The organism is Brachyspira hampsonii (assembly GCF_002214805.1).
Taxonomy (GTDB): Bacteria; Spirochaetota; Brachyspiria; order Brachyspirales; family Brachyspiraceae; genus Brachyspira; species Brachyspira hampsonii.
The window spans coordinates 481,009-505,355 of record NZ_CP019914.1 but is presented as its reverse complement, the minus strand read 5'-3'; the positions used below and the strand labels follow the sequence as shown (position 1 = coordinate 505,355).

The 24,347-nt window shown below is 26.2% G+C and carries 17 protein-coding genes and 1 pseudogene; 11 read left to right on the top strand and 7 right to left on the bottom strand.

Annotated elements, in window-relative coordinates; translation table 11 throughout:
* The first annotated feature begins 35 nt into the window (after window positions 1-35).
* From BHAMNSH16_RS02010 to BHAMNSH16_RS02000, 3 genes are all read left to right on the top strand, one after another.
* Entirely contained in the window at window positions 36-1,856 is a 1,821-nt protein-coding gene (locus BHAMNSH16_RS02010; RefSeq protein ID WP_008728815.1) for a glycoside hydrolase family 10-like protein, read from the top strand.
* A gap of 72 nt (window positions 1,857-1,928) precedes the next feature.
* Window positions 1,929-3,281: a UDP-N-acetylmuramoyl-tripeptide--D-alanyl-D-alanine ligase gene (locus BHAMNSH16_RS02005; protein ID WP_069731470.1), complete on the top strand. Its 1,353-nt coding sequence runs from the start codon at window positions 1,929-1,931 to the stop codon at window positions 3,279-3,281.
* Between the two features lie 10 nt (window positions 3,282-3,291).
* Window positions 3,292-4,050: a DUF4261 domain-containing protein gene (locus tag BHAMNSH16_RS02000; RefSeq protein ID WP_069731469.1), complete on the top strand. Its 759-nt coding sequence runs from the start codon at window positions 3,292-3,294 to the stop codon at window positions 4,048-4,050.
* 417 nt (window positions 4,051-4,467) lie between these two features.
* Here BHAMNSH16_RS02000 and BHAMNSH16_RS01995 read toward each other — a convergent pair whose 3' ends face one another.
* Both BHAMNSH16_RS01995 and BHAMNSH16_RS01990 read right to left on the bottom strand, forming a co-directional pair.
* Window positions 4,468-5,526, bottom strand: a complete 1,059-nt coding sequence (locus tag BHAMNSH16_RS01995; RefSeq protein WP_241033639.1) for a cyclic nucleotide-binding domain-containing protein — start codon at window positions 5,524-5,526, stop codon at window positions 4,468-4,470.
* 9 nt (window positions 5,527-5,535) lie between these two features.
* On the bottom strand, window positions 5,536-6,690 hold the full coding sequence (locus tag BHAMNSH16_RS01990; RefSeq protein ID WP_069731467.1) for a cyclic nucleotide-binding domain-containing protein: 1,155 nt from the start codon (window positions 6,688-6,690) through the stop codon (window positions 5,536-5,538).
* 920 nt (window positions 6,691-7,610) lie between these two features.
* Between BHAMNSH16_RS01990 and BHAMNSH16_RS01985 the strand changes: the two genes are divergently transcribed.
* The 4 genes and pseudogenes from BHAMNSH16_RS01985 (at window position 7,611) to BHAMNSH16_RS01970 (ending at window position 13,158) form a co-directional block, all read left to right on the top strand.
* Complete coding sequence (locus tag BHAMNSH16_RS01985; protein WP_069731466.1) at window positions 7,611-10,193, top strand: BspA family leucine-rich repeat surface protein; 2,583 nt, start codon at window positions 7,611-7,613, stop codon at window positions 10,191-10,193.
* 103 nt (window positions 10,194-10,296) lie between these two features.
* A pseudogene (locus BHAMNSH16_RS01980) lies at window positions 10,297-10,839 on the top strand (Rpn family recombination-promoting nuclease/putative transposase); the annotation flags it as partial.
* Window positions 10,840-10,979: 140 nt separating this feature from the next.
* Window positions 10,980-12,434, top strand: coding sequence for a tetratricopeptide repeat protein (locus tag BHAMNSH16_RS01975; RefSeq protein ID WP_069731465.1), 1,455 nt, complete (start codon window positions 10,980-10,982; stop codon window positions 12,432-12,434).
* A 220-nt stretch (window positions 12,435-12,654) separates the two neighbouring features.
* A complete protein-coding gene (locus tag BHAMNSH16_RS01970) occupies window positions 12,655-13,158 on the top strand; it encodes a flavin reductase family protein (RefSeq protein WP_008728159.1) in 504 nt (167 codons plus the stop codon).
* A gap of 105 nt (window positions 13,159-13,263) precedes the next feature.
* Here BHAMNSH16_RS01970 and gdhA read toward each other — a convergent pair whose 3' ends face one another.
* Window positions 13,264-14,604, bottom strand: a complete 1,341-nt coding sequence (gene gdhA, locus BHAMNSH16_RS01965) for an NADP-specific glutamate dehydrogenase (RefSeq protein WP_008728160.1) — start codon at window positions 14,602-14,604, stop codon at window positions 13,264-13,266.
* An 830-nt stretch (window positions 14,605-15,434) separates the two neighbouring features.
* Here gdhA and BHAMNSH16_RS01960 point away from each other — a divergent pair.
* Genes BHAMNSH16_RS01960 through BHAMNSH16_RS01945 form a run of 4 tightly spaced genes read left to right on the top strand, consistent with a single transcriptional unit; the run spans window position 15,435 to window position 20,184 of the window.
* Complete coding sequence (locus tag BHAMNSH16_RS01960; protein ID WP_008728161.1) at window positions 15,435-17,105, top strand: Na/Pi cotransporter family protein; 1,671 nt, start codon at window positions 15,435-15,437, stop codon at window positions 17,103-17,105.
* A gap of 18 nt (window positions 17,106-17,123) precedes the next feature.
* On the top strand, window positions 17,124-18,065 hold the full coding sequence (locus BHAMNSH16_RS01955; RefSeq protein WP_008728162.1) for a GDP-L-fucose synthase family protein: 942 nt from the start codon (window positions 17,124-17,126) through the stop codon (window positions 18,063-18,065).
* Window positions 18,066-18,073: 8 nt separating this feature from the next.
* Window positions 18,074-19,075, top strand: a complete 1,002-nt coding sequence (gene gmd, locus BHAMNSH16_RS01950; RefSeq protein ID WP_088859730.1) for a GDP-mannose 4,6-dehydratase — start codon at window positions 18,074-18,076, stop codon at window positions 19,073-19,075.
* Window positions 19,076-19,083: 8 nt separating this feature from the next.
* Complete coding sequence (locus BHAMNSH16_RS01945) at window positions 19,084-20,184, top strand: LPS biosynthesis glycosyltransferase (protein ID WP_008732763.1); 1,101 nt, start codon at window positions 19,084-19,086, stop codon at window positions 20,182-20,184.
* A gap of 2 nt (window positions 20,185-20,186) precedes the next feature.
* On the opposite strand, the gene BHAMNSH16_RS01940 is transcribed toward BHAMNSH16_RS01945, so the two are convergent.
* The 4 genes from BHAMNSH16_RS01940 to BHAMNSH16_RS01925 form a co-directional block, all read right to left on the bottom strand.
* Complete coding sequence (locus BHAMNSH16_RS01940; RefSeq protein ID WP_008732764.1) at window positions 20,187-21,530, bottom strand: LysM peptidoglycan-binding domain-containing protein; 1,344 nt, start codon at window positions 21,528-21,530, stop codon at window positions 20,187-20,189.
* A 307-nt stretch (window positions 21,531-21,837) separates the two neighbouring features.
* Window positions 21,838-22,473, bottom strand: coding sequence for an NAD(P)-dependent oxidoreductase (locus BHAMNSH16_RS01935; protein ID WP_008732766.1), 636 nt, complete (start codon window positions 22,471-22,473; stop codon window positions 21,838-21,840).
* 115 nt (window positions 22,474-22,588) lie between these two features.
* Entirely contained in the window at window positions 22,589-23,431 is an 843-nt protein-coding gene (locus BHAMNSH16_RS01930) for an SIR2 family NAD-dependent protein deacylase (protein ID WP_069732078.1), read from the bottom strand.
* A gap of 15 nt (window positions 23,432-23,446) precedes the next feature.
* Window positions 23,447-24,220, bottom strand: a complete 774-nt coding sequence (locus tag BHAMNSH16_RS01925; RefSeq protein ID WP_008732768.1) for a protein-ADP-ribose hydrolase — start codon at window positions 24,218-24,220, stop codon at window positions 23,447-23,449.
* Between the last annotated feature and the right edge of the window lie 127 nt (window positions 24,221-24,347).

The following is a 24,347-nucleotide window of genomic DNA, read 5'->3' as shown; positions in this document are numbered from 1 at the left end:
TTACCAGCCCTTTATTTATTATAAGGTTTGATTTTATGAGAAAGTTATTTATTTTTATTTCTTTATTAATATTTCATCTATTGTCATGTCAAAGAAGTGAAATAATTATTCCTGATAATTTCAAAAGTATGCTTATAAAAGATATTAATGAGGATAAAAGTTTAAATCCTTTATATAGAGAATTCAGAGCTGCTTGGTTTTCAACTGTAAATAACATGGATTGGCCTCTTGAGGGAGGAAGCGAGGAAGAGCAGAAAAAACTAGCTTTGAAATATTTAGATACACTTTATGATAATAATTTTAATGCTGTATTTGTACAAGTTAAGCCTGATGCAGGAGTAATATTTCCTTCAAAAATAAATCCTACCACAAGATATTTTTTTGGTAAAGACAGTACAAATGAAATAGATGATTATCCTTTTAAAACTGATATGCTTAAATTTATTATAGATGAAGCTCATAAAAGAAATTTAGAAGTTCATGCTTGGTTTAATCCTTATAGAATAGCCGTAACTTATGATACTAATAAAAGTTATGCCGAGCAGTTTTCAAAGAAGAATTTTATTCATGTATATGCTTACTCTAATAATTTAAAGCCTATTCATTGGTATGATAATAAACTTTATTTGGACCCCGGTGAGCCTATAAGTGCAAAATATGTGATAGATTCTATTATGGAAGTAGTAGAGAACTATGATATAGACGGAGTGCATTTTGATGATTACTTTTATCAGAATATGATTGGAGATAAAACATATAAATATTGGCCTGATGAAGTGAGTTCTTCAAAATATGCTTCTAGCCAAGGTTATGATGCTTCTAATACAAATTATGATGATTATGGAGTTAATGGGCTTTATGCTTGGAGAAGAAATAATATTAATACGCTTGTAAGTTCTATATATAATGAAATAAAATCAAGAAAGCCTTATGTAAAATGGACTATATCACCTGCTGGAGTTTGGAGAAACAAAGAAAAACTTTCAGATTACAATGGATATGAATACGGAAGCGATACTCAGTCTTATAATCCTAATTTCGATGCATTGCATGCTGATGTTCTTTTGTGGATGCTTAATGGAGAGAAAACTGAGTCTTTAAAAAATGCTGCAGAAAAAGATGGTATTAATAAAATGTATGTTGATGCTGTTATACCTCAGATATATTGGAGTGATAAGCATGAAACTGCCCCTTTTGATATTATAGCTGATTGGTGGATTGAACAAGCTAAAAAATCTGCTAATGGAAAATTGGCTGATTTATATGTTGGGCATCCTCTTTATAAAATGGGAAGAGACACAAATGTTGAGCCTTGGCAGGATATAGATTTAATGTCAAAACAGGTTGATTATATTAGAGATAAAGGAAGAGGTTATATAAAAGGTTCTGTATTTTTTACTATGAGAAATATGTATAAAGATGATATTCATACAAAAGGTTTTGGCTATAAGGCTTTAAATTATTTAAAAGAAAATAACTATCCTTTTAAATCTATAATACCAACTATGAACACTATGAAAGATTTAAATACTACTCCTTCAGGTTTAACTAATCTTTATATAACAAATAAGTTTAGAAGTATAGAAATTACTTTCACAGATTCAGGAGAATATAAAACTGATAAATATAACTGTGCTGTAGAAGGTACATCTGTTTATTATTCTATATACAGAAAAGATGTTTCAGAAGATTATATAGTTCTAATTGATAAAATAAGAAGAACAAATTTTGATTCTCATTCTAATGTAGTATACAATGATAATACAGCAAATACTAAGAAAACTTATATTTATTATATTACTGCTTTAGATAGGCTTCATAATGAGAGTATGCCTATTACGATTACTAATAGATAGATATAATATTTACAAATATTTATTTATACGGTTTTATTATGTTAACAAAATAAATTAATCGGAAATATTATTATGGGTAAAACTTCATTAAATGATATAATAAAAGTAAGCAAAGAATTAAACTCTAAATGTTCTCAAAATATAGAATCATTAGATTTAAATAAAGAATTAGAAATATCAACTGACAGCAGAGATAATTTTGACAGCTCTAAATTATTTTTGGCAATAAAGGGAGAAAAATTTGACGGAAATAAATTTGCATTGGAAACTTATAATAAAGGATGCAGATATTTTATTTTAAGCGATGAAAATATAAAACTTCCAGATGATGCAGTAGTTTTTTATACTGATGATACTATACTTTTCTTTATAAAATTGGCAAGAGAATACAGAAGAAGATTTAATATACCTATAATATCAATAACAGGAAGCTGCGGAAAAACTACTACAAAAGAATTAACGCATCTATTTTTATCTGCTAAATATAAAGCGTTGAAAACAGAAGGTAATTTTAATAATGAAATAGGAGTTCCTAAAACAATATTTAATTTAGACAGTAGTTATGAAATAGCTATTATTGAAGCTGGTATGAATCATAAAAATGAATTACTAAGAATATCTGAGGCTATAGAGGCAAATACAGTTATAATAAATAATGTAGAGCCTGTGCATATTGCTTATCTTGGTTCTATAGAAAATATTGCTTATGCCAAGGCAGAACTTTTTAATCATACAAGAGAAAATGCTAATGCTGTAATAAACAAAAATACTAATTGTTTTGATATTTTAAAAAAAGAAGCTGAAAGAAACAATATAAAAAATATAATAGAAGCTGATATAAAAGAGATAACAAAAAAAGATGATAATACATTTGAATATAAAGGCATAACTTTTAAACATAATCTGATAGGTGATTTTAATTTGCATAATGTACTTTCGGCATTAAAAGCAGCAGAGATTTATAATGCAGATTTAAGAAAATGTGCTGATATTTTACCAAGTTATGAATCTCAAAAGAACAGAATGCAGATAATTAATATAAAAGGCTGTAATGTTATTAATGACTGCTACAATTCTAATCCGTCAGCTTTAAAAAATATGATTAATTATTTATCACAGAGAAATGAATCAAAAAAAATTGCTGTAATAGGAGATATGCTTGAGGCAGAAACTGAAAATTCAAGCTATCATAAGGATATAGGAAATATTATAAATGAATTAAAAAATATTAATGTTGTTATAGCAGTTGGGGAGCATTCAAAAGATATTTATGATACTGTTAATTGTGAGAAATATTATTTTGAAAATGCTCAAAGTGCTATAGATAAAGTAAAAGAGTTTTTAAAAGATGATACGGCAATGTTAATAAAAGCCTCATTAGGTATGGGCTTTGCTGTGATAATAGATTCTATAAAAAATATATAAAGGCTTAAAAATGAATGATTTAATACAAAATGATTCTGTAATAGCTTTTATTTTATTAGATGATAAAAATTTTAATGATTTCTCAAATCAATTAAAAGAAGATTGGGATATAAATATAACTATAGTAAGTCATAACAATAAAAATACATTTAATATTGAAACAATGGATTTTGAATATGAACTTGCTCCTTTTAAAGTTCCAGATAAAGAGGCTGAAATATTAATAAATTATAATGATATAGATAATGGAACAAGAGAAAAAATACTTAATCATAAATCTTTTTTATCAATTAAGGTTAATGGTAATAATACTGATTTCAAAGATATTGCTTTAACTTTTAGTAAGGTATGCTATTCTATAATAAAAGTAAATAATGTATCAGCTGTTTTAATAGGGGAGATTAACCTTATCATTTCTAATAATATATATTTATTTGAGATGAATGAGTATATAAAAAATAATAAATATTTTCCCACTCGTTTATGGGTGAAAGTTGATGTTTTTTCAGATAATAATGGAAATCATGCTTATACTGAGGGGCTTAAAAATTTTGGTAAGTATGAGATTATGGCTTATAAAACTTTAAGAGATGCTGAAAGTATAATTAGGGTACTTATGATATTATCAAGAAGCATTATAGAAAATAATCTTAATCTTGAAGATGGAAATACTATGCAGACAGATGATGATTATATAGGAATGTTTAAATTCTTTGATAATAAGTTTATAATGCTTGAAAAGAGTTTAAAAGATATAAATAATAAGTAAAACATTACTATTATTTAAAAGAATTTTACTACTATATAGTTTGACATAGTTAATTATAATTAAGTTTAATTCTTTTTACTATAATTCAATAAAAATTACATAAATACTAATTTCAATGATATAATTATTTCAAAATAAACAAATATATAACTGATAAAACTTTAGAATTGTATTCTGTATGATAATACTATGTATTTTTTATATGTTTTAATGATAATATAATTTTTCATTAAAAATGAAATATTTATTTTTGTAATTAAGAATATTATATTACATTACAATGTATTATATCAACATGAAAATATTATTCATCTTCTGTTCCGCCAAAGTTAATTTTTTGAAATCTATCATATTCTTTTATAAATTTTTTGATATCAGGAATTATTATATTTCCATTATCATCAATTTTTATTGTTTTTATTTTTTTATTTCTCTTGAGGAATATTCATTATATTGAACACCTGTTATACTTAATATATCATAAACATTATATTTGAGATTTAAAGTATTTGTTTCTTTAAATAAAGTTTCTTTTTTTACTATGCTTTCTAATACCAACATGAATTTTCCAATTATATTTTTTATTTTGAAACTATTTATGTTTCTCATAATATTGTATATTCTCATAGAAAAAAACTTTATAGAGTATTCTCTCAATGCTCTATCCGTTTTTACTAATTCCAACATATCTTCTCTTTTTAATATTTTAATTATTGTATCTTCTAATGCTATTGCTGTAGTTAATAATAGATCATTATTTTCATTAGAGGCATATCCGCTGAACACTTCATTATCCGAACATATAATTCTTGTAATTTGTTTGGAGTTAAATATACTGTATACTCCTATTTTTCCAGACATAATTATATATAGTTTTTCTGTAGTTTCTAGTTCTGTAAATATACAAGTTCCTTTATCTAATTTGTATATACCTTCTATTACAAGACATGCTGTATTTGAAGGTTTTATTTTTGATATAATCTTTTTTAACTCTTCAGTTTCTCCATTTTTCTCTATGTACTTATTATATAATTTTAATGCTGCATCATCAAATCCATTATTTTTATATATTTCGGCCATTTCTAAAATTGTATTTTCTTTTTTACAGTTTATATTTTTTTCTTTACTAAATATAAAATAGTATTGATTGAGCCATAGTTCCATTAATGTTGATATATGATTATATATTTTTTCTATTATGTTTATATTGTTAATTTTATGTAATTCAGCTATGTTTATTTCTATAGCCTCACTATCTTCTTCTGCTTTTGAAGTTGCAAAATAAGGTACATTTATAGCAGCATTAACTAAGCCTATAATATCTCCTTTTTTATAATTCATATTATAATTTTCACTAAAATAATTATATGATATTATACTTCCTTTAGTGATTATATAAAAATAGTTTTTTGCTTCCTGTCCGTCAATAAATATTATGGAAGATTTTTTAAATTGAACTTTATTATAGTTTATCATTTTTATATCCTAATATAAGTCTTTTTCAATTTTTTCAGAATTTCTTTTTTGGTATCTTTCATATTCTTTAAAGAAAATTTTTACATTATTTACTATAATATTTTTATTATTTGTGATTTTGATGCTCTTTATTTTTTTTATTTCTCTTTCAACATAGTCATTATTATTTATAAAAACCATACTTAATATGTCATCTATTGTATACATTAATGATATGTAATTGGTTCTTTTAAATAAAAGTTCTAGTTTTACCAATCCTTCTATAACAGTTAAAATTTTTAATATAATATTATTAATATCTATTGCCTTTATTCTTAATATGGTATTATATACTCTAGCAGACATCATTTTTATTAGATATATTCTTACAGATTTATCAATATGTATCATACTTTCAAATTCTTTTTTATCTAAAACTTTTATAATAGAGTCTTCAATAGCTATAACTGTTGTAGTTACCAATTTTTTACCAAATAGATCCTTATATCCAAAAATATCATTATCTGAATATATTATCCTAGTTATAATTTTTCCGTTAAAATAACTATATACTCCAACTGAACCAGATTTAATAATATATATGTGATTACTTGCAGCAGTTTCAGCAAATATACAGCTTCCTTTTTTATAATTAAAAATACCTTTAGCTAATTCTTTAGGTTCTTCTATTTTGTTAATTTTTCCTATACTTTTTTCTATATGCTTATTATTTTCACAAATTTTCAAAACGGCATCATCAAATCCTGCATCTTTATATGCTTTTGCTAACTTTTCTACATCAATTTTAGTTGAAGCATCAATTTTTGCATATTTTGACAAAAAATAATAATATTTTTTTACCCATACTTCCATTATATTTATGAGATGCTGATATATTTTATTTAATAATATAGAATTATCTATTTTTTCTATTTCTTTGACATCTATTTCTAATGCTTCCAGCTCTTCTGTTACTTTTGCTGTGGAGAAATATGGCTCATCTAAAACTGCACTTACCATACCTATAATATCTCCTTTTTTATTTTCATATTTAAAATTATCTGCAAAATAGCTTTCAAATAGAACTTTTCCCTTTTTAATGATATAGAATTTATCACTTGGAGATTGTCCTGATATGAATAAAGCATAATTTTTTTTTAAAGTGAGTTTATTATAATTTATCATTTTGTATACCTCTTATATACCTCAAGAAAATAATATTGTTTTTTTTTTAATATAGGTGTAATATTAATTAAGTTATAGATAGATAGATAGATAGATAGATAGATAGATAGATAGATAGATAGATAACGGATAACGGATAACGGATAACGGATAACGGATAACGGATAACGGATAACGGATAACGGATAACGGATAACGGATAACATCTTTAACTCCAAATTTGATATTATAAAATCATGATGCATAATACAATAACTTTCATTATATGTCAATAATATTTACAACGAAAAATATCTTTTATAATATTTGTTTAATGTATTACTGAAGCTAAGTTTATTTTTTATACATATTGTACTCTTTAATTAAATGTTTAATATTAGGAATTATTAGACTTGTTTCAAAACTAATTTTATTTATGATTAATGAACTATTACCGCATCCAGTCTATGGCTTGCTGTACTGAGAAGCATACTAAGTACATATATTTGTAAAGACTAAATATTTATATATAAAATATATAAATATTTAGTCTTTTAATTTTATTGTTTGTGGTGGCTTTGCCCCCCACTTCTTTTGCGACCGAAGGAAGTGCCTGTGGTATTGCCACAAAGAAGCTATATCCTAGACAGGCTCGGATACGCTTAGCGAAAGGCTACATTTTGGCTTTAATTTTATGAATTACCTTACATTTAAGACGATTTTAGTATGATTTAGTATTAATTTTATACTTGCACTTTCGCGAAGCGTGCCTACGGCAGCAACTTTGGCGAAGCCCACCTGCGGTGTGCGGCGGGAAAAAGTTGAATAAAAAAATTGACAAACTTAAAAATTTTCAGTATATATAAATAAGTATTATTATTAGTAGTTAATTTAGTGCTGCTATTTATATATATTAAAATTTATAATGAGGATATGAGATTATGAAAAAATATAAACCAACAACAAAAGAAGAATTAAAAAGATTAGTATTCACCAACAACGGTATAAAACTTAGTTGTATTGATACAAGTCTTATCACAGATATGAGCGACCTTTTTAATGAAAGTAAAAGAAAAGATTTTGATGGCATAGAAGAGTGGGATACTTCTAATGTTGAGAATATGTCTTATATGTTTGCATATATGGACTACAATGTTTTGGGAAAATATTCAATGACAGAGTTTAATTCTAATTTAAATAATTGGAATGTATCAAAAGTGAAAAACATGATTTATATGTTTGCTTATTGTACATATTTTAATCAGCCTTTAAATAAATGGGACGTTTCAAATGTGGAAAATATGTCTGGCATGTTTTTGGGTGCTAAAAAGTTTAATCAGCCTTTAAATAATTGGAATGTATCTAAAGTGAAAGATATGAGCGATATGTTTCATAGCTGTGAAGCATTTAATAGACCTTTGGACAAATGGGATGTTTCTAATGTTAAAGATATGTCTAATATGTTTAATGTGGCTTTGAAATTTAATCAGAATATAAATAATTGGAATGTATCTAATGTTGAAGATTTATCAAAGACGTTTCGTTATTGTAAAGCTTTTGATCAGCCTCTTAATGATTGGGATGTATCTAATGTGAAAAATATGGGAGGTATATTTGAGGACTGTGAAATTTTTAATCAGCCTTTAGATAAATGGGATACTTCTAATGTTGAAAGTATGGAACATGCATTTAAAGCATGCGGTAAATTTAATCAGCCTTTAAATAGCTGGAATATGTCTAAAGTAACAAATATAGAGCATATGTTTGCTTTTACAGGCGAATTTAATCAGCCTCTTGATAAATGGGATACAAGAAATGTCATTAGTGTAATGTTGTTGTTTGCCTATGCACACAAGTTTGATCATTATGAATCTTTAGCAAATTGGAATTTAGATAGTTTACAAGCTATAAGTATAATTTGTGATGATACGGATAAATTACCTACAAGAATTCAAGTATATAGGCAGGCATTTTTTCCTAAGGACGATATTATAAGTATAACAAAATTTAATGTTAAAGAAATATATGAGCTTATTGCAGATGATAAAAATAAAAAAGTTGTAAGATTGAAAAAAAGACTTGAAAGTGATTTCTCATCAGAGCTTTCATTTGTTACAAATAATTATAATTTCAAAACTATAGAAAAAGCAGAAAAGTATGCTGAAAGAAATTACAATGCTAAAAAATATGATAAGAAACTTGAGTTTATAAAGAATTGCCATGTATTAATAAAAGATAAATCAAGAGAAGTAAATATCAATCTTATAAAGTATATATATTCAGAATATTTGTCTTTAAAGAAAATTATTAAAAGATTAGAAAAAATTGATAATATGGTTAATTTGCTTGATTTAAAATCATTTGTGAATTTTACTAAAGAGATTTATTTAAAAAATCAAGATGAAGATATTACTGCTTTTGTTTATGCTATGTACGGAGGAGATGAAGCTTTAAAGAAAATAGAAGAATTAATTTATACTATTGAATCAAAAAATCTACTTACAATGATAAGCTTTAATATAGAAAGCAGATATGCTCAGAGTTTATTATATAAAATATATATAAATTCAACTAAAAGTGCAATTCGTAAAGAAGCACTAGAAATGATTAATGAGTTACTAGAAAAAATTAATATAGGTTATACTGAATTTAGATTAAGATGTATACCAAATTACGGATTTAATTTTCAAGGTGAAAAAATATTAGATGATGATTATAAATTAATTGTTAATAATGATTATACTTTAACTTTATTCGATATAAAAAATAATAAAGAATTAAAAAAAGTACCTCAAAGTATTGATAAAAAATTAAAAGAAGAAATAAAAGAATTAGGAAAAGAAGTAGATAAGTTTATTAATCATAGCTCACATATTTTAAGTATTATGCTGATAAACTGTGATATATTAAGCTACGATTTATTCAAAGAAGTTTTTATTGATAATTATTTAATGAATAAATTTAGTTCTGGTTTAATATGGAACTTGTATGATAAAGATAAAAACTTTATAACAACTTTCAGATATACAAGCGATGGAAACTATTTAAACATAGAAAATGAAAAAATAAAAATTAATGCTGATAATTTCATGAGTTTGGCAAGTCCTATAGAAATGGACGATGAAACTATAGATAAATGGAGAAAACAGCTTGAAGATTGCCAATTATCACAGCCTATAAATCAATTTACAGATATAAAATTAGATAAAGATAATTTGAAAAAAGAAATAAAAAAGATAAAAAATATAGATACAAGCTACGGAGCTTTTAACTTCTTTGCTAAAAAATATGAAATGCATATCAACGATGTATTAGGAGATAATGTAATATATACATTTACATCAAATGATGGAGATATTTTCACAATATCTTCAAAAGTTGATGAGGATATAGAATATGATGATTTAGTAAATATTACTATTGATTTTAAAAAAGCTAAAAATAAAAAAGAAATAAGTAAAAGATTTGTTTATACATTTTTAATATTTATCATTTTGGATTTTAGACTTACAGATTTATTTTAATTGTGTAAAATTCTCATATATAAGGCTGACTTAAAAGTGTTGCTATAAATGCAAAAAATAATTTTATTTTGACAAACTTAATCTTTTTTAGTATAATTTATACATGGAAAATAAATCAAATATTAAACAAATAAAATATTTTAATTCTTTAAATGATTATTTTACTGATAAAGGCAGCAGCGAATCTATACTTTTGGACTTTATTAATTCTGTAATGCTTAATGCTAATATGAAAACTTTTCGTTCTGTTGAAATTCTTACCCATTTCAATCTAAAGAAAAATAGGAATCTAAAGGAAACAATAGCACCGAAGGTGGCACGCAAGGTGGACAGATGTCGCAGACGCCTTGATGTAAAATGTATTACTCAAAATGGTTCAGTTGTTATTATAGAAATACAATTACAAGGCAATTCTAGATTTCCAGAACGCATACTTTATTATTGGGCTGCTAATTACAGTAAATTATTAAAACATGGTGAAAGATACGATGAGCTTACTCCTGTAATAAGTATAAATCTATTGAATTTCAATTTGGATAAAACTAAAAATATACATTCTTGTTATATGCTTTATGAGATGAATAATAAAAAACTTTTAACAGATCATCTTCAAATACACATAATAGAATTAAAAAAGTTTAAAAAAATCAGGTTTGGATGCAAAATTTATAAGTGATAATACAGGATTGAACATATATGAAATAGAGAATTTATAGAATGATAATTTTATATTTAAATTTTTTATATTGTATAAATTAGCAATATATAATATTAAAAGGAAACATAATGAACATAATTGAAAAAATCAATCAATTTCATGAAAATGATGAACATGAAAAAATTATTGAGATTATAAATACTATTGCAGAAGATGAAAGAGATATAGAACTTTTTAGTCTTCTTGCCAGAGCCTATAATAATGTTGGAAAATATGATGATGCATTAGATAATTTAATGTATATAAGAGAAGAAGGGCTTGATGATGCTTTATGGAATTATAGGGTAGGTTATGCTTACTACTATAAAGGTGAAAAAGAAAAAGCAGAAAATTATTTTAAAAAGGCTTATGATTTGAATAATGAAGATATTGATGCTTATAATTTTTATATGCTTTGCTTAGAAGACAGAGATGATGGTATCAATTTTGAAGAGAGAGTTAATAGATTTTGGAAATGGTTTGAAGAGAATGAAGAAAAAATATCTGATTTTATAGATAATAGATATAAATTTTCTTCAGATGAAATGATTGAATTTGTTTCTAATGGGGTGTCTTTAATATCTGACAATTTGCAGTTTAATTTCGGTGGTAATTATGAGTTTACATTTACTGTAGAAGGTAAGGAATATTTATTTTATCTTACTCCTAGAATAGTGGATGCTATGCCTGATAAATTAAAAAGCAAATGGAAATTCTTTCCTTATATGCCAAAACAAGATATAACTAATTCTAATTTCAAAATGTATAATAAAGATTTAAGCTTTAAAGAAATTTTAGTATCCGCTGAATATGATGATAATACTAATTTTTTTAATTTGAAGTTCTATAATAAAAAATTAAATAAATTAGATGAAAATTATGCTTATAATGCTTTTTATATAATGCTTGAGCATGCAGTAGGTGAGAATATATTAAAATTATACTTATTAGGAAATGTTGAAAAAGTAGCTAATAAACTTGATGGTATGATAGAGCTTACAAAACTTTATGACTTTATAACAGATACTCTAAAAAATAAAAATAAGGATATTATTGTAGACCCTATAAATAGATATACAGTTTATGAGTGTAAACCTACAGACAATTTCTTTAGAGAAGATATATTCATTGGAAATACTTGTTATATGGAGCTTATTAGTGATTATGCCAATTATAATATAGATGTGGTTGTTAATATTTCCAAAATGGGGGCAAGAGCTGTATATTTAGCTTATGTTTTTTCAGATAATAAAGATAATAATTTTGAAGATGAAGATATAAATAAAAAACTTCTTGATGAAAGAAATAAAATTACAGATGAGCTTGAAAGTATTATGGGTAAAAAAGGAAGCGGTAAAGAAATAGGTATAGTATTGGGTAATGCATTTGGTGTAATTGGCGGATATATAGACTTGCTTTTATACAATCAAGATGAGTTTATAAATAGGGCAGAAGAAGTATTAAAGAATTATAATTATAAATTTAGACTTCTCAAGTTCAGACAGTATTCAGATATTATAAAAACTTTTAATGAAAATGTCTAATATTTAAAATGTGAAAAATCAATGTAGTTGGCTATGTTTAATACTAACTGCATTTTTATTTATCCTATAGTATAATTAATAAATCTATATCATTTAAAAATATATTTCTAATACTTAATTTACTGCTTTACTGAAAGTTAGTTTCTCACTTTTTTGTTCGTACTTGTTTTTTTATAATGAAGTTATTATAATTTTAAATATTTATAATAAGGAGTATTTCATGGAAAAAATAAATTTACCTAAAGCCTCAAAAATTACTTCTCCAAACCCTGTTGCAATAGTATGCACTCAGAAACCTAACGGCAGTACAAATCTAGCAACTGTATCTTGGTATACTTATTTATCTTATAATCCAAATATGATAGCTTATGCAATGGCTAAAAGTTCTTACAGCGGTGAATTAGTTAGAGAAAATAAAAAAGTTGTAATTACAATTCCAAGTGAGAATATTAAAGAAATAGTTATGAAATGTGGTATGGATAGCGGAAGAGATATTGATAAGATATCAAAATTCGAAATAGAAATGCAGAATATTCCTACAAGCAGCATAAAAGTTCCTCTTCATAGTGCAGCTGCAATACAGTGCCATTTAAAAGAGTATATTGAAACAGGAGATCATTATTTATATATATGCGATGTTGAAGAAGTGTATGCTGATGATAAAGAAAGGACTGTATTTTCTTGGGAGGGTTACAGTAAAATAGCATCAGCTAAAGAGGCATAATTTTTTGATATTTGATGAGTTATATTAGATTATTTTAGAACTATTTAAAAAACATAATGCTGTCAGTATTTTTATACTAACAGCATTACAAAAAACTATAAAGTATTAAACTAAACCGTAAGGTATCATTATATCAGCTACTTTTACAAATCCAGCTATATTAGCACCTTTTAAATAGTCGCCTTTACAACCGTATTCTTCAGCAGTTTGATAACAAGTATTGTGTATATTAGTCATAATGTTTTTAAGTTTGTTATCAGTATAATCAAAATCCCATTTATCCATAGAAGCATTTTGCTGCATTTCCAAAGCAGAAGTAGCAACTCCTCCAGCATTTGTAGCTTTTCCAGGTGCGAACAATACTCCAGCTTTTTGGAATACTTCAACAGCTTCAGGAGTAGCAGGCATGTTAGCTCCTTCTGTAACAGATATACATCCGTTTTTAACCAATGTTTCAGCACTTTTAGCATCAAGCTCATTTTGAGTAGCACAAGGCATAGCTATATCGCAGGCAATATCCCAAATATTTCCATTTTCTAAATATTTAGCAGAAGAATGAGCAGAAGCATATTCTTTAATTCTTTTTCTTTCTACTTCTTTTAATCTTTTTACAGTGTCTAAATTAATGCCGTTTTCATCATAAATAACTCCGTTAGAGTCAGAACAAGCAACAACTTTAGCACCTAATTGAGCAGCTTTCTGCATAGCATATATAGCAACATTACCAGAACCAGAAACTACAACTTTTTTACCCTCAAAACCATTTTTGCCATTAGTTTTAAGCATAAGGTCAGTGAAATATACAAGTCCGTATCCAGTAGCCTCAGTACGAACCAAAGAACCGCCGTATCCTAAACCTTTTCCTGTTAATACACCGGGTTCAAATCTGTTTTTAAGTCTTTTATACTGTCCGAATAAATAACCTATTTCTCTTCCGCCAACTCCTATGTCTCCAGCAGGTACATCAATATCATAACCTATATGTCTGTGAAGTTCTGTCATAAAGCTTTGGCAGAAACGCATAACTTCATTGTCGCTTTTTCCTTTAGGATCAAAGTCAGAACCTCCTTTACCGCCGCCTATAGGTAAGCCTGTAAGAGCATTTTTAAATATCTGCTCAAAGCTTAAAAATTTTATAATACCTAAATAAACAGATGGGTGAAAACGAAGTCCGCCTTTGTAAGGTCCTATTACACTTGAAAACTGTACGCGGAATCCTCTATTTACATGTATTTCACCTTTATCATCCATCCAAGGAACTCTGAACATTATTTGTCTTTCAGGTTCGCATATTCTCTCAATTATTTTTTGTTCAACATAATGAGGTTTTTTCTTTAATACAACTTCCAAAGTGTTTAATACTTCTTTTACTGCTTGGTGAAATTCTGCTTCGCCAGGATTTCTTTTTACTATTTTGTTATAAATAGCTTCTAATTGTTCATTCATAGTTAATCCCCCTATTTTTAATTTTTGTTTGTTGAAAACATTATATACTAAATAGTATTATTGTCAATAGTAATGTTACCGGTTTTTTTATTAAATTATTATTTTTTTTATAAATTTCAAATTTTTATATAAAAATTTGAAAAATAGTTTAAAATGTTGTATTTTATAAAATAAATTTAATATTATATTATAACTAAAGAAAAAGAGAAATCAAAAACAAGAGATGAATTAATAGATTTTATAGAGAAAAAGTAAAATTTAATAAAATAGATATATGCTCTAATTTTTCTGGAATTCTATACTAAGAAATTTCAGCGGTATTGAAACTTGGGATAGATGTAAGATGTAAAAAGTAGAAAACATGATGAGTATGTTTGAAGATGCTAAAAGTTTTAATCAGAATTTGGATTATTTGGTATCAGTAAAAAATGTATATGTCTTTTTATTGTTCAGCTATGAATGATAATATGGATAATACGCATTTTTAGTATAAAATCTAGTAATAAGTGATTAATAGTGAAATAGAAAATACTAGTTTATTTATTATATGATAACCATTAATATAAATGCAATATACTAATGGTTATCATATAAGAAGATTCAAAAGAGATTAATTAAATTTATGCAATATTGGTATAAAATAAAAAGTATTAATATCTATACTATTTTACACTAAATATAATTTATTTGTAGATATATTGCATATTATTTTTACACAAAAACATATAAATGTTACAGTTTGTTGACATAATAATTTATTTTGATTGACTTTTTATCTATTTATGATATTCTAAGCACGCCTAGTTTTATAAAATTTATAGGATATATATATGCTTTTAACATTATCTTTTTATTTAGTCGGCGGATTCGGACTTTTTATGTACGGTCTTAAAGTGTTTTCAGATGGTCTTCAGGAAAGTACAGAAAATGCATTAAAAGATATACTTCACAGAGTAACTCAGAATAAAATATTAGGTATATCATTAGGTTTTCTTATAACAGCAATAGTTCAGTCAAGCAGTGCCGTTACGGTAATGACTGTAAGTTTTGTAAATGCTAATTTGCTTACTTTATCGCAGGCTATTAATATAATATTAGGAGCAAACATAGGTACAACAGTTACGGGCTGGATAATATCATTAAATATAGATGTACTTGCATTGCCTTCTCTTGGAATAGGTTCTATAATAGTAATATTTGGTTCAGAGAATAGGAAACTAAGATTTTTCGGCGAAATACTGATGGGATTTGGTATGATATTCTATGGACTTATACTTATGAAAACTGCATTTGAAGGAGTAAGAGGTTCTGAAGATTTTGAAAAAGTATTTTTAATAGCCAATGCTGATACTATGTACGGAAGATTTTTATGCGTAGTAATAGGTATGGTTGTAACAGCTATAATACAGTCAAGCAGTGCTGCTTTGGGTGTAACTATATCATTAGCTTCAGTTGGTTTGATAGACTATCCTACAGGGGTGGCATTGATATTGGGACAAAACATTGGTACTACAATTACAGCCGTTTTAGCTACTTTAGGAGCTTCTACTAATGCTAAAAGAGCGGCTTTAGTGCATTGTTTATTTAATATATTCGGTGTTATATATATGTTCTTCCTATTCCCATACTATATAAAATTAGTTGATATAATTGTGGGATTTATGAATATAGGAGATCCTAATCTTGTAGTAAACAACAAATATGTCAATATATCATTTTATATAGCAGCCGCACATACTATGTTTAATATTATAAATGTTATAGTATTTTATTTCCTAACAGAAAAATTAGAAAAGATAGTTTGCTTCATTATTAAAGATAAAGAAGATGAAAAGCATGTCAGTGTTCTTTCTGATAAACTTCTTAATATGCCTGTTTCTGCTGAAATAGAAGTAAGAAAGGAAGTAACATATATGGGAGATATTGCTAAGAAAATGCTTTCAAGAATAGAGCAATTATTTGATAATCCTAGTGAAAGACTTCTTACAAAGATAAGAGATCATGAAAAAATGCTGGATAATACGGATCAGGAAATTCATGCTTTTTTATTGAAATTACTAGGTAAAAATACTTTGAATTCAGCTAATATTGCTTCTCTTATTAATATAAGTACATATTATGAGAATTTAGGAGATAATTTAAAGGATTTGGGAAAGGCTATTATCAAAGGAAATGAAAAGAAAACATTATTCAATGAAACGCAAAAAGAAGATATAATAAAAATGCTTCATAATAATAAAGATTTTATAGATTATTTGGCAGGATTAATACTTGAATATTATTCTTTAAATAAAGAAAAGACTTATGATGAGGCTATGGAGAAATATCATCAGATTAAAGGATTTTACTATGAAGCCAGAGAAAGACATTATGATAATGTTGATAAATCATTAATACCTGCTTTAAATGCTCATTTATATGGAGATGTATTGGTGTATTTCAATCGTTCTATAGGAAATTTGGTGAATATTGTAGAAGCTATAACAGGAAAAGATAAATAATAAATGGAAATAATAGTTATGGATAAAAATATAAAAATATACATAGCTGGTCATAAAGGTTTAGTTGGAAGTGCTATAGACAGAATGCTTACTAAAAATGGATATAGTAATATAATAAGAAAAACCCATTCGGAATTAGATTTAAGAGATAGAGAAAAAGTATTTAATTTTTTTGAAAAAGAAAAACCAGAGTGGGTGTTTTTATCAGCAGCAAAGGTTGGCGGTATATATGCTAACAACACATACCCTGTTGATTTTTTATTATACAATCTTCAAATACAGAATAGCATAATAGAAGCATCATATAAATATAATGTTAAAAAATTAATGTTTTTAGGTTCAAGCTGTATATATCCTAAGGAATGTCCTCAGCCTATAAAAGAAGAGTATTTATTATCCGGATATTTAGAAAGCACAAATCAGCCTTATGCTTTGGCTAAAATTGCTGGTATAGAATTATGCGATGCTTATAATAGACAATATAATACAAATTACATAGCAGTAATGCCATGCAATCTTTATGGTATTAATGATAATTATCACCCTGAAAATGCTCATGTTATACCTATGCTTATTAGAAGATTTCATGAAGCAAAAATAAACGATTTAAAAGAAACTGTTATTTGGGGAAGCGGTACTCCTTTAAGAGAGTTTATGTCTTCTGATGATTTAGCAGAGGCTTGTATTTATTTAATGGAAAATAAAAATTCTGAAGATATAGGTAAATTTATTAATATAGGCTCTGGAAAAGAAGTTGCAATTAAAGAACTAGCAGAATTAATAAAAAAAACTGTTGGTTTTAAAGGCGAAATAAAATTAGACAGTTCTAAACCAGACGGTACTATGAGAAAACTGCTTGACGTTAGTAAAATAAATTCTTTAGGATGGAAATACAAAATAGAACTTGAGGACGGATTAAAAATAGCTTATGAAGATTTTTTAAAAAACTATAATAAATAGGATATAATATGAAAAAAGCACTCATAACAGGAATTACAGGACAAGATGGTTCTTATTTAGCAGAACTTTTATTAGAAAAAGGATATGAAGTACATGGTATCATAAGAAGAAGTTCATCACTTAATACTGAAAGAATAGATCATTTGTATAAAGATCCGCATATTAATGATGTAAAAATGTTTCTTCATTATGGAGATTTATCAGACAGCTCTAATTTATCAAGAGTGTTAGAAAAAGTTCAGCCTGATGAAATATATAATTTAGCAGCACAAAGTCATGTAAGGGTAAGTTTTGATATGCCGGAATATACTGCTGATGTTGTAGGTCTTGGCACTATAAGAATACTTGATGCTATAAAAGATACTCGAATAAAAACTAAATTCTATCAGGCATCAACAAGCGAACTATATGGGAAAGTTGTTGAAACTCCTCAAACAGAAAAAACACCTTTCTATCCTAGAAGTCCGTATGCATGTGCTAAATTATATTCATATTGGATAACTGTAAATTATAGAGAAAGCTATGATATGTACGCTTGTAATGGGATATTATTTAATCATGAAAGCCCTAGAAGAGGGGAGACTTTTGTTACTAAAAAGATTACTCATGCTATAGCTAGAATACTTAATAAAGAACAGGATAAATTATATTTAGGAAACTTGGATTCTAAAAGAGACTGGGGATATGCTAAGGATTATGTTGAAGCTATGTGGCTTATGCTTCAGCAAGAAAAGGCTGATGATTATGTTATAGCTACAGGTGAAACCCATTCCGTAAGAGAATTTTTAGATGAGGCTTTCGGACTTGTTGGACTAGATTGGAAAAAATATGTAGAGATAGATCCTAGATATTACAGACCCGCTGAAGTTGATCTTTTACTTGGAGATCCTACAAAGGCAAAAGAAAAATTAGGATGGAAACCAAAAACTACTTTCAAAGAATTAGTGAAAATAATGCTTGAATATGATTTAAACAATGTTGGGTTAAGTTTAGATAAATTAAAAAAATAAAGTCATTTATGAGCGGTAAATTATTATTAAAAAAAAATTTGATTGAGTATTTAGTTTGGGTTATTCCCATAAGAAGTATAAGAAATAAAATAAGAATAGATTCTGTTTATTTAAAAGATTTAGGGTATAAAATAAATTATAATCATTATAAAAATAATATAAAGAACAAAAAAACATTTTTTGTAAGAAATGATTGGTCTGTAAACGAAAACGAGTTTAGTCAAAATGTTTTTTTTAATTTAATAAAAAAATATTATATTAATGATTTAGAAATTAGTTATAAGGCAGATATAGAGTATTTTGGTCCTGTTGGAAAAAGATATTTTTTAGAGCATTCCAAAGCTAAAATAAAAATATTTTATACAGGTGAATGCGTATCAAATAATGCTATTGATTCAACTTGGGCACAATATTCTGATAATTGTATTAACGATGTAGATTTATCTCTTAGTTTTGATAGGCTTGATGAAGATAAATATAAAAATTATGTTCGTTTTCCAGTATGGATATCTTATAATTTTTATGGAATATTAAACAATAAGGATTATACTAAAGATGATATAAAAAAAGTTATAGATAATATTAATAATGCTAAATCTAAAAAAAATAAATTTGCTTCATTAGTTGCTAGTCATGATGCAACCAATATAAGAACTCAAATGTATGATAAAATATCTAAAATAGATTCTATAAATTGTCCGGGAAAATTATTTCATAATGATGATACATTAAAACAAGATTTTAACAATGATAAAATAGAATATCTAAGAGATTTTAAATTCAATATATGTCCGGAGAATACAATTAGTGACGGGTATATAACTGAAAAACTTTTTGATGCTTTTAAATCAGGCTGTATCCCAATATACAATGGTGATGAAAACATAGAACTTGATTTGGTTAATAAAAATGCATTACTATTTTTCAAAAAAGATGAAGATAATACGGCAGTTATAAAAGAAATAGAAAAACTGCATAAAGATGATAAGTTATTTGATGCTTTTCAAAAACAAGTAAAAATATATGATTCTATGGTTGATTACCTTTGGGAAAGAAGAGTAAAAATATTAAATAGACTTGAAACCCTCATAAATGAAAGACTTAAATAATATTATTTATTTACAGGAATTCTTAAAAATATTTCTGTTCCTATAGAAAGTACATTACTATTTAATTTATTCCATGCTTTTATTTCTGCTATATCAATATGAAATCTTCTTGCGATAATCCAAAGAGTATCACCGGCTCTGACATGATACATTATGTCTTTATATTCATAATCAGGAGGCGGCAAAGATTCAAAATAAACGAATTTACCTTCCCTTATTCTCTGCTGTTCTTCTTCATATTGTGCCAAATCCACCTGTTTGGCATTATCAAGACCTTGAATAGGGATCATTACTTGCTGACCTATATTGAGGCTTCTTGATTTTAATTTATTTATTTCCACTATGGCATTTATAGGTACGCCGTAAAATTTAGAAAGATGAGAAAGTGTTTCATTCATTTTTACTTCATGTCTTCTGAAAGTAACTCTCTCTGAAGCAGGTATTTTAGCAAAAGTTTCATTAAATTTATTTCCTAAACCTTCAGGAACTCTTAAAGGATATCTAACCATACCCGGAGGTGTTACCCCTCTTGCTAAATGAGGATTTAAAGCCTTTAAATCTTCAGTATCAACATCTATCATCTTGGCTATAACAGATAAATCGGCAGCATCATCAACATAAACTAAATCACCCTGAGGAAATACCACCTTAGGCTTATTTACTTTAAAACCAAATTTTTCAGGATTTTTAGCTATTATAACAGCAGCAACATATTTAGGTATATATTCTTCGGTTTCTTTAGGAAGTACTCCAGCCTTTAATAAATCTTCAAAATCATTGCTTTTTACTTCTCTTATGGCTTTTGATATTCTTCCTCCTCCAGCATTATATGCAATTAAAGCTATTACCCAAGATTTAAAGTTTTTATCAAGCCTTACTAAATGATCCGCAGCAGCTTTTGTAGATCTTTCAGGATCGAATCTGTCATCAGACCAATAATTAACTTTAAGGTTGTATATAGCACCAGTCATAGGCATAAACTGCCAAAGTCCTGCAGCACCTGCATGAGAAACTGCCTGAGGATTGAAATCGCTTTCTATTATAGGCAAATAAACTAAATCTTCAGGAACTCCTTTTTCTTTAAATACTTCTTTTATATATGGGAGATATATTTGGGATCTGTCTATAATTTTCTGCATATAGTTTTTCCAGCTTCCCTGATATCTATTTATATAGTATGAAACTCGGTCGCTTCTAAAATTATTTACATCAAAACCTCTAAGCTCTACAACTTTTATATCGCGTCCAAGTGATTCTCCGAAAATACTAAGTTCGTATAAATTTACACCATCTAATGCTTTTCTTATATACATATCAAAAGTATCGCAAGAGTTTGCAAATAACATTATTATTATAAGGAAAATAATTACTATATTTTTTTTTATATTTCTAATAATAAACCTGCCTTAAAATTATTAATATATTTAACATTATTATTTAAAGATTTTCAAGTTATTTTTACATTTTAAAATCGGATATTATTGTAAATAAATTTAATTTATAAGAATATAATAATATTTTTATAGTTTTGTTATAATATGTAATGTTTTACTGTGATATTATTGTATGATTTTTTAGAATACTGTTTTATAATACAGTTTATAGGAAGTTAATAGAGAATATAATTTTCTCCATTAACTTCACTATTAATGATTATTTTGAACAGAATGTTATTTGTTGATTTAAATATTTTTTATTTTGTATCTCATCAACAAAAGCTATAGCATAATCAGCATAACTGATAGAACTTTCACCTTTAGAATTAAAAAGTAATTCATTATGTCCTATATTATATTGTCCTGTTTTTTCTCCGTCAGCTTGGAAATCAGCAGAAGGAGATATATACGTCCATAAAACATCTTTTTTACTTTTTAATATATCAAATGCCTTGATAGAGCTTACAGCTACACCCATAAAAATATCTGGAAAATCAGGAGTATCTTTTAATATCATAGTATGCTCTTTGTTTACATATAAACTTGAAGCACCTCCTATTACCATCAATCTAATATTGGTATTGGCTAGTATTTTACATAAATGCTCCATAACTAATGAATGCTTATCAAGTTCTTTTTCCTCCCACACTCCGAATGCACTTACTACAGTATCGAATTCTTTCAAATCATCTTTTGTCAAATCGAATAAATCTTTTTCTATAACTTTTGCTTTTGAATTATTTATTTTTGTTTTATCTCTTACTATGGCTGTAACATCTAGCCCTCTTTCTAATGCCTCATTCATGATTAATTTTCCGGCTCTTCCGTTTGCTGCTATTATTGCAATTTTCATTTTAATTCTCCTTTTTTATATAAAATATTTTCTTTAATTAAAGAGTTGTAATATCTATTATTACAATTATAATAACATGATTTAGTTGTAATGTCAAGTATTACAACTAAATTTTTTAACTTTTTATATATTCTAATACTTTATGTATATCATCATTTATACATATAGAGCGTTCTTTCAAATTATCAGGTGAATATAAATCATTCAAATTTACAGATGCATAAATAGAGTTTTCATTTTTTAAAGCCATATCCCAAAAAGAATATTTTATTATAGCAGGTGTATTATAACCTACCCCTAATTCTAAAAATAATATATTTTTATTTTTTGCTTCATCTAAGAATTTTTTATATCTATCCATAGAATTATACCAATTATCATCTTGCACAAAAGTATTATCGCATCTTAAGTTCATTGTCATATTTTTACCGCAATGAGGACATTTTGGTATAAGTTCTTTTGGTATCTTTAAATCTTTTCTTGACTTTACCATTTCTCTTATTTGTTTTTCATTATAAAAAGTTTCATTTCTGCATGGAACAGAACATTGAAAAAGAGAATAGTCTCCTTGAACTTTAAATAATTTTTCTTTATCAAATTTTGCCTCTTCAAATCTTCCGTCAACATTAGTAGTTATAACAAAATAATTTTTATTTTTTATTATTTCTAATAGATTTAAATGAGTTTCATCTGCTGGTATATCATATCTATTAACATATACAAGAAGTGAAAAATATCCCCAAAAATCTTCCAAAGTAGGATAATTATAAAATCCTGCACTATACATATCAGTTAAACCATATCTATCTTTATATTCACTAAAATATTTATCGAATCTCTCCCCGTCATAAGAAAATCCTGCGGATACAGAAAGTCCTGCTCCTGCACCTATCAATATATAATCTGATTTCTCTATACTTGATTTTAATTTTTTTATTAATTCTAATTTATCATTCATTTATGATTCTCCTAATTATTTTAAAATATCATAATAAAGCTCATAATCTAAATCTTTAAATACATTAAATAAAATCTTTATATCATATTTAGTATTATATAAAAAATCCTTCACAGAATTTACCGCTATCTGAGAAGCCTCTTTATTTGGAAACTTGAACTCACCTGTAGATATACAGCAAAATGCTATACTTTTTATATTATTCTCTTTTGCAGTTTCTAAGCATGATTTATAACAGTTATATAAAAGCTCTTCATCTTTTTTTGAAACACTGTTCTGTATTATAGGTCCTACTGTGTGAAGTATATATCTGCTTGGTAAATTAAATGCTTTAGTTATTATACATTTTCCAGTATCCTCAGTTTTTCCTTTCATTATATTATTTAGGCATAATCTTAATCTAGTACCAGAAGCACTATGTATTGAATTATCTATGCATTTATGAAGCGGAATAAAACAGCCAAGCATAGAAGAATTGGCAGCATTAACTACAGCATCTATATTTAATGTTGTTATATCTCCCTGCCATAAATATAAATTATCTCTTATAGGTTTTATATCTTCTATATTTGTTATTATTTTCTTTTTTAATCTCTCCTGTAAATATTCATCTTCTATTTTGAGATATTCTTTGCTTATATCATTTGGAAATCTTATATTCATTAAATATCTGAAATAGTTATACAGTACTTCTTCATTATTTTCTTTTAATGCCTTTTCTAATTCTTTATTATATTCATAATTACCTTCTTTAATAAGATAATCTATTAAAAATAATAATTTATTCATGTTTTATCCTTGTTGTAACTATAATTATTACAATAATACCATACTATAATTGTAATGTCAAGTATTACAACAAAATTTAAATTTCTTTATTTAATTTTTTGTTTGCATTAAGAAAATAAATATATTA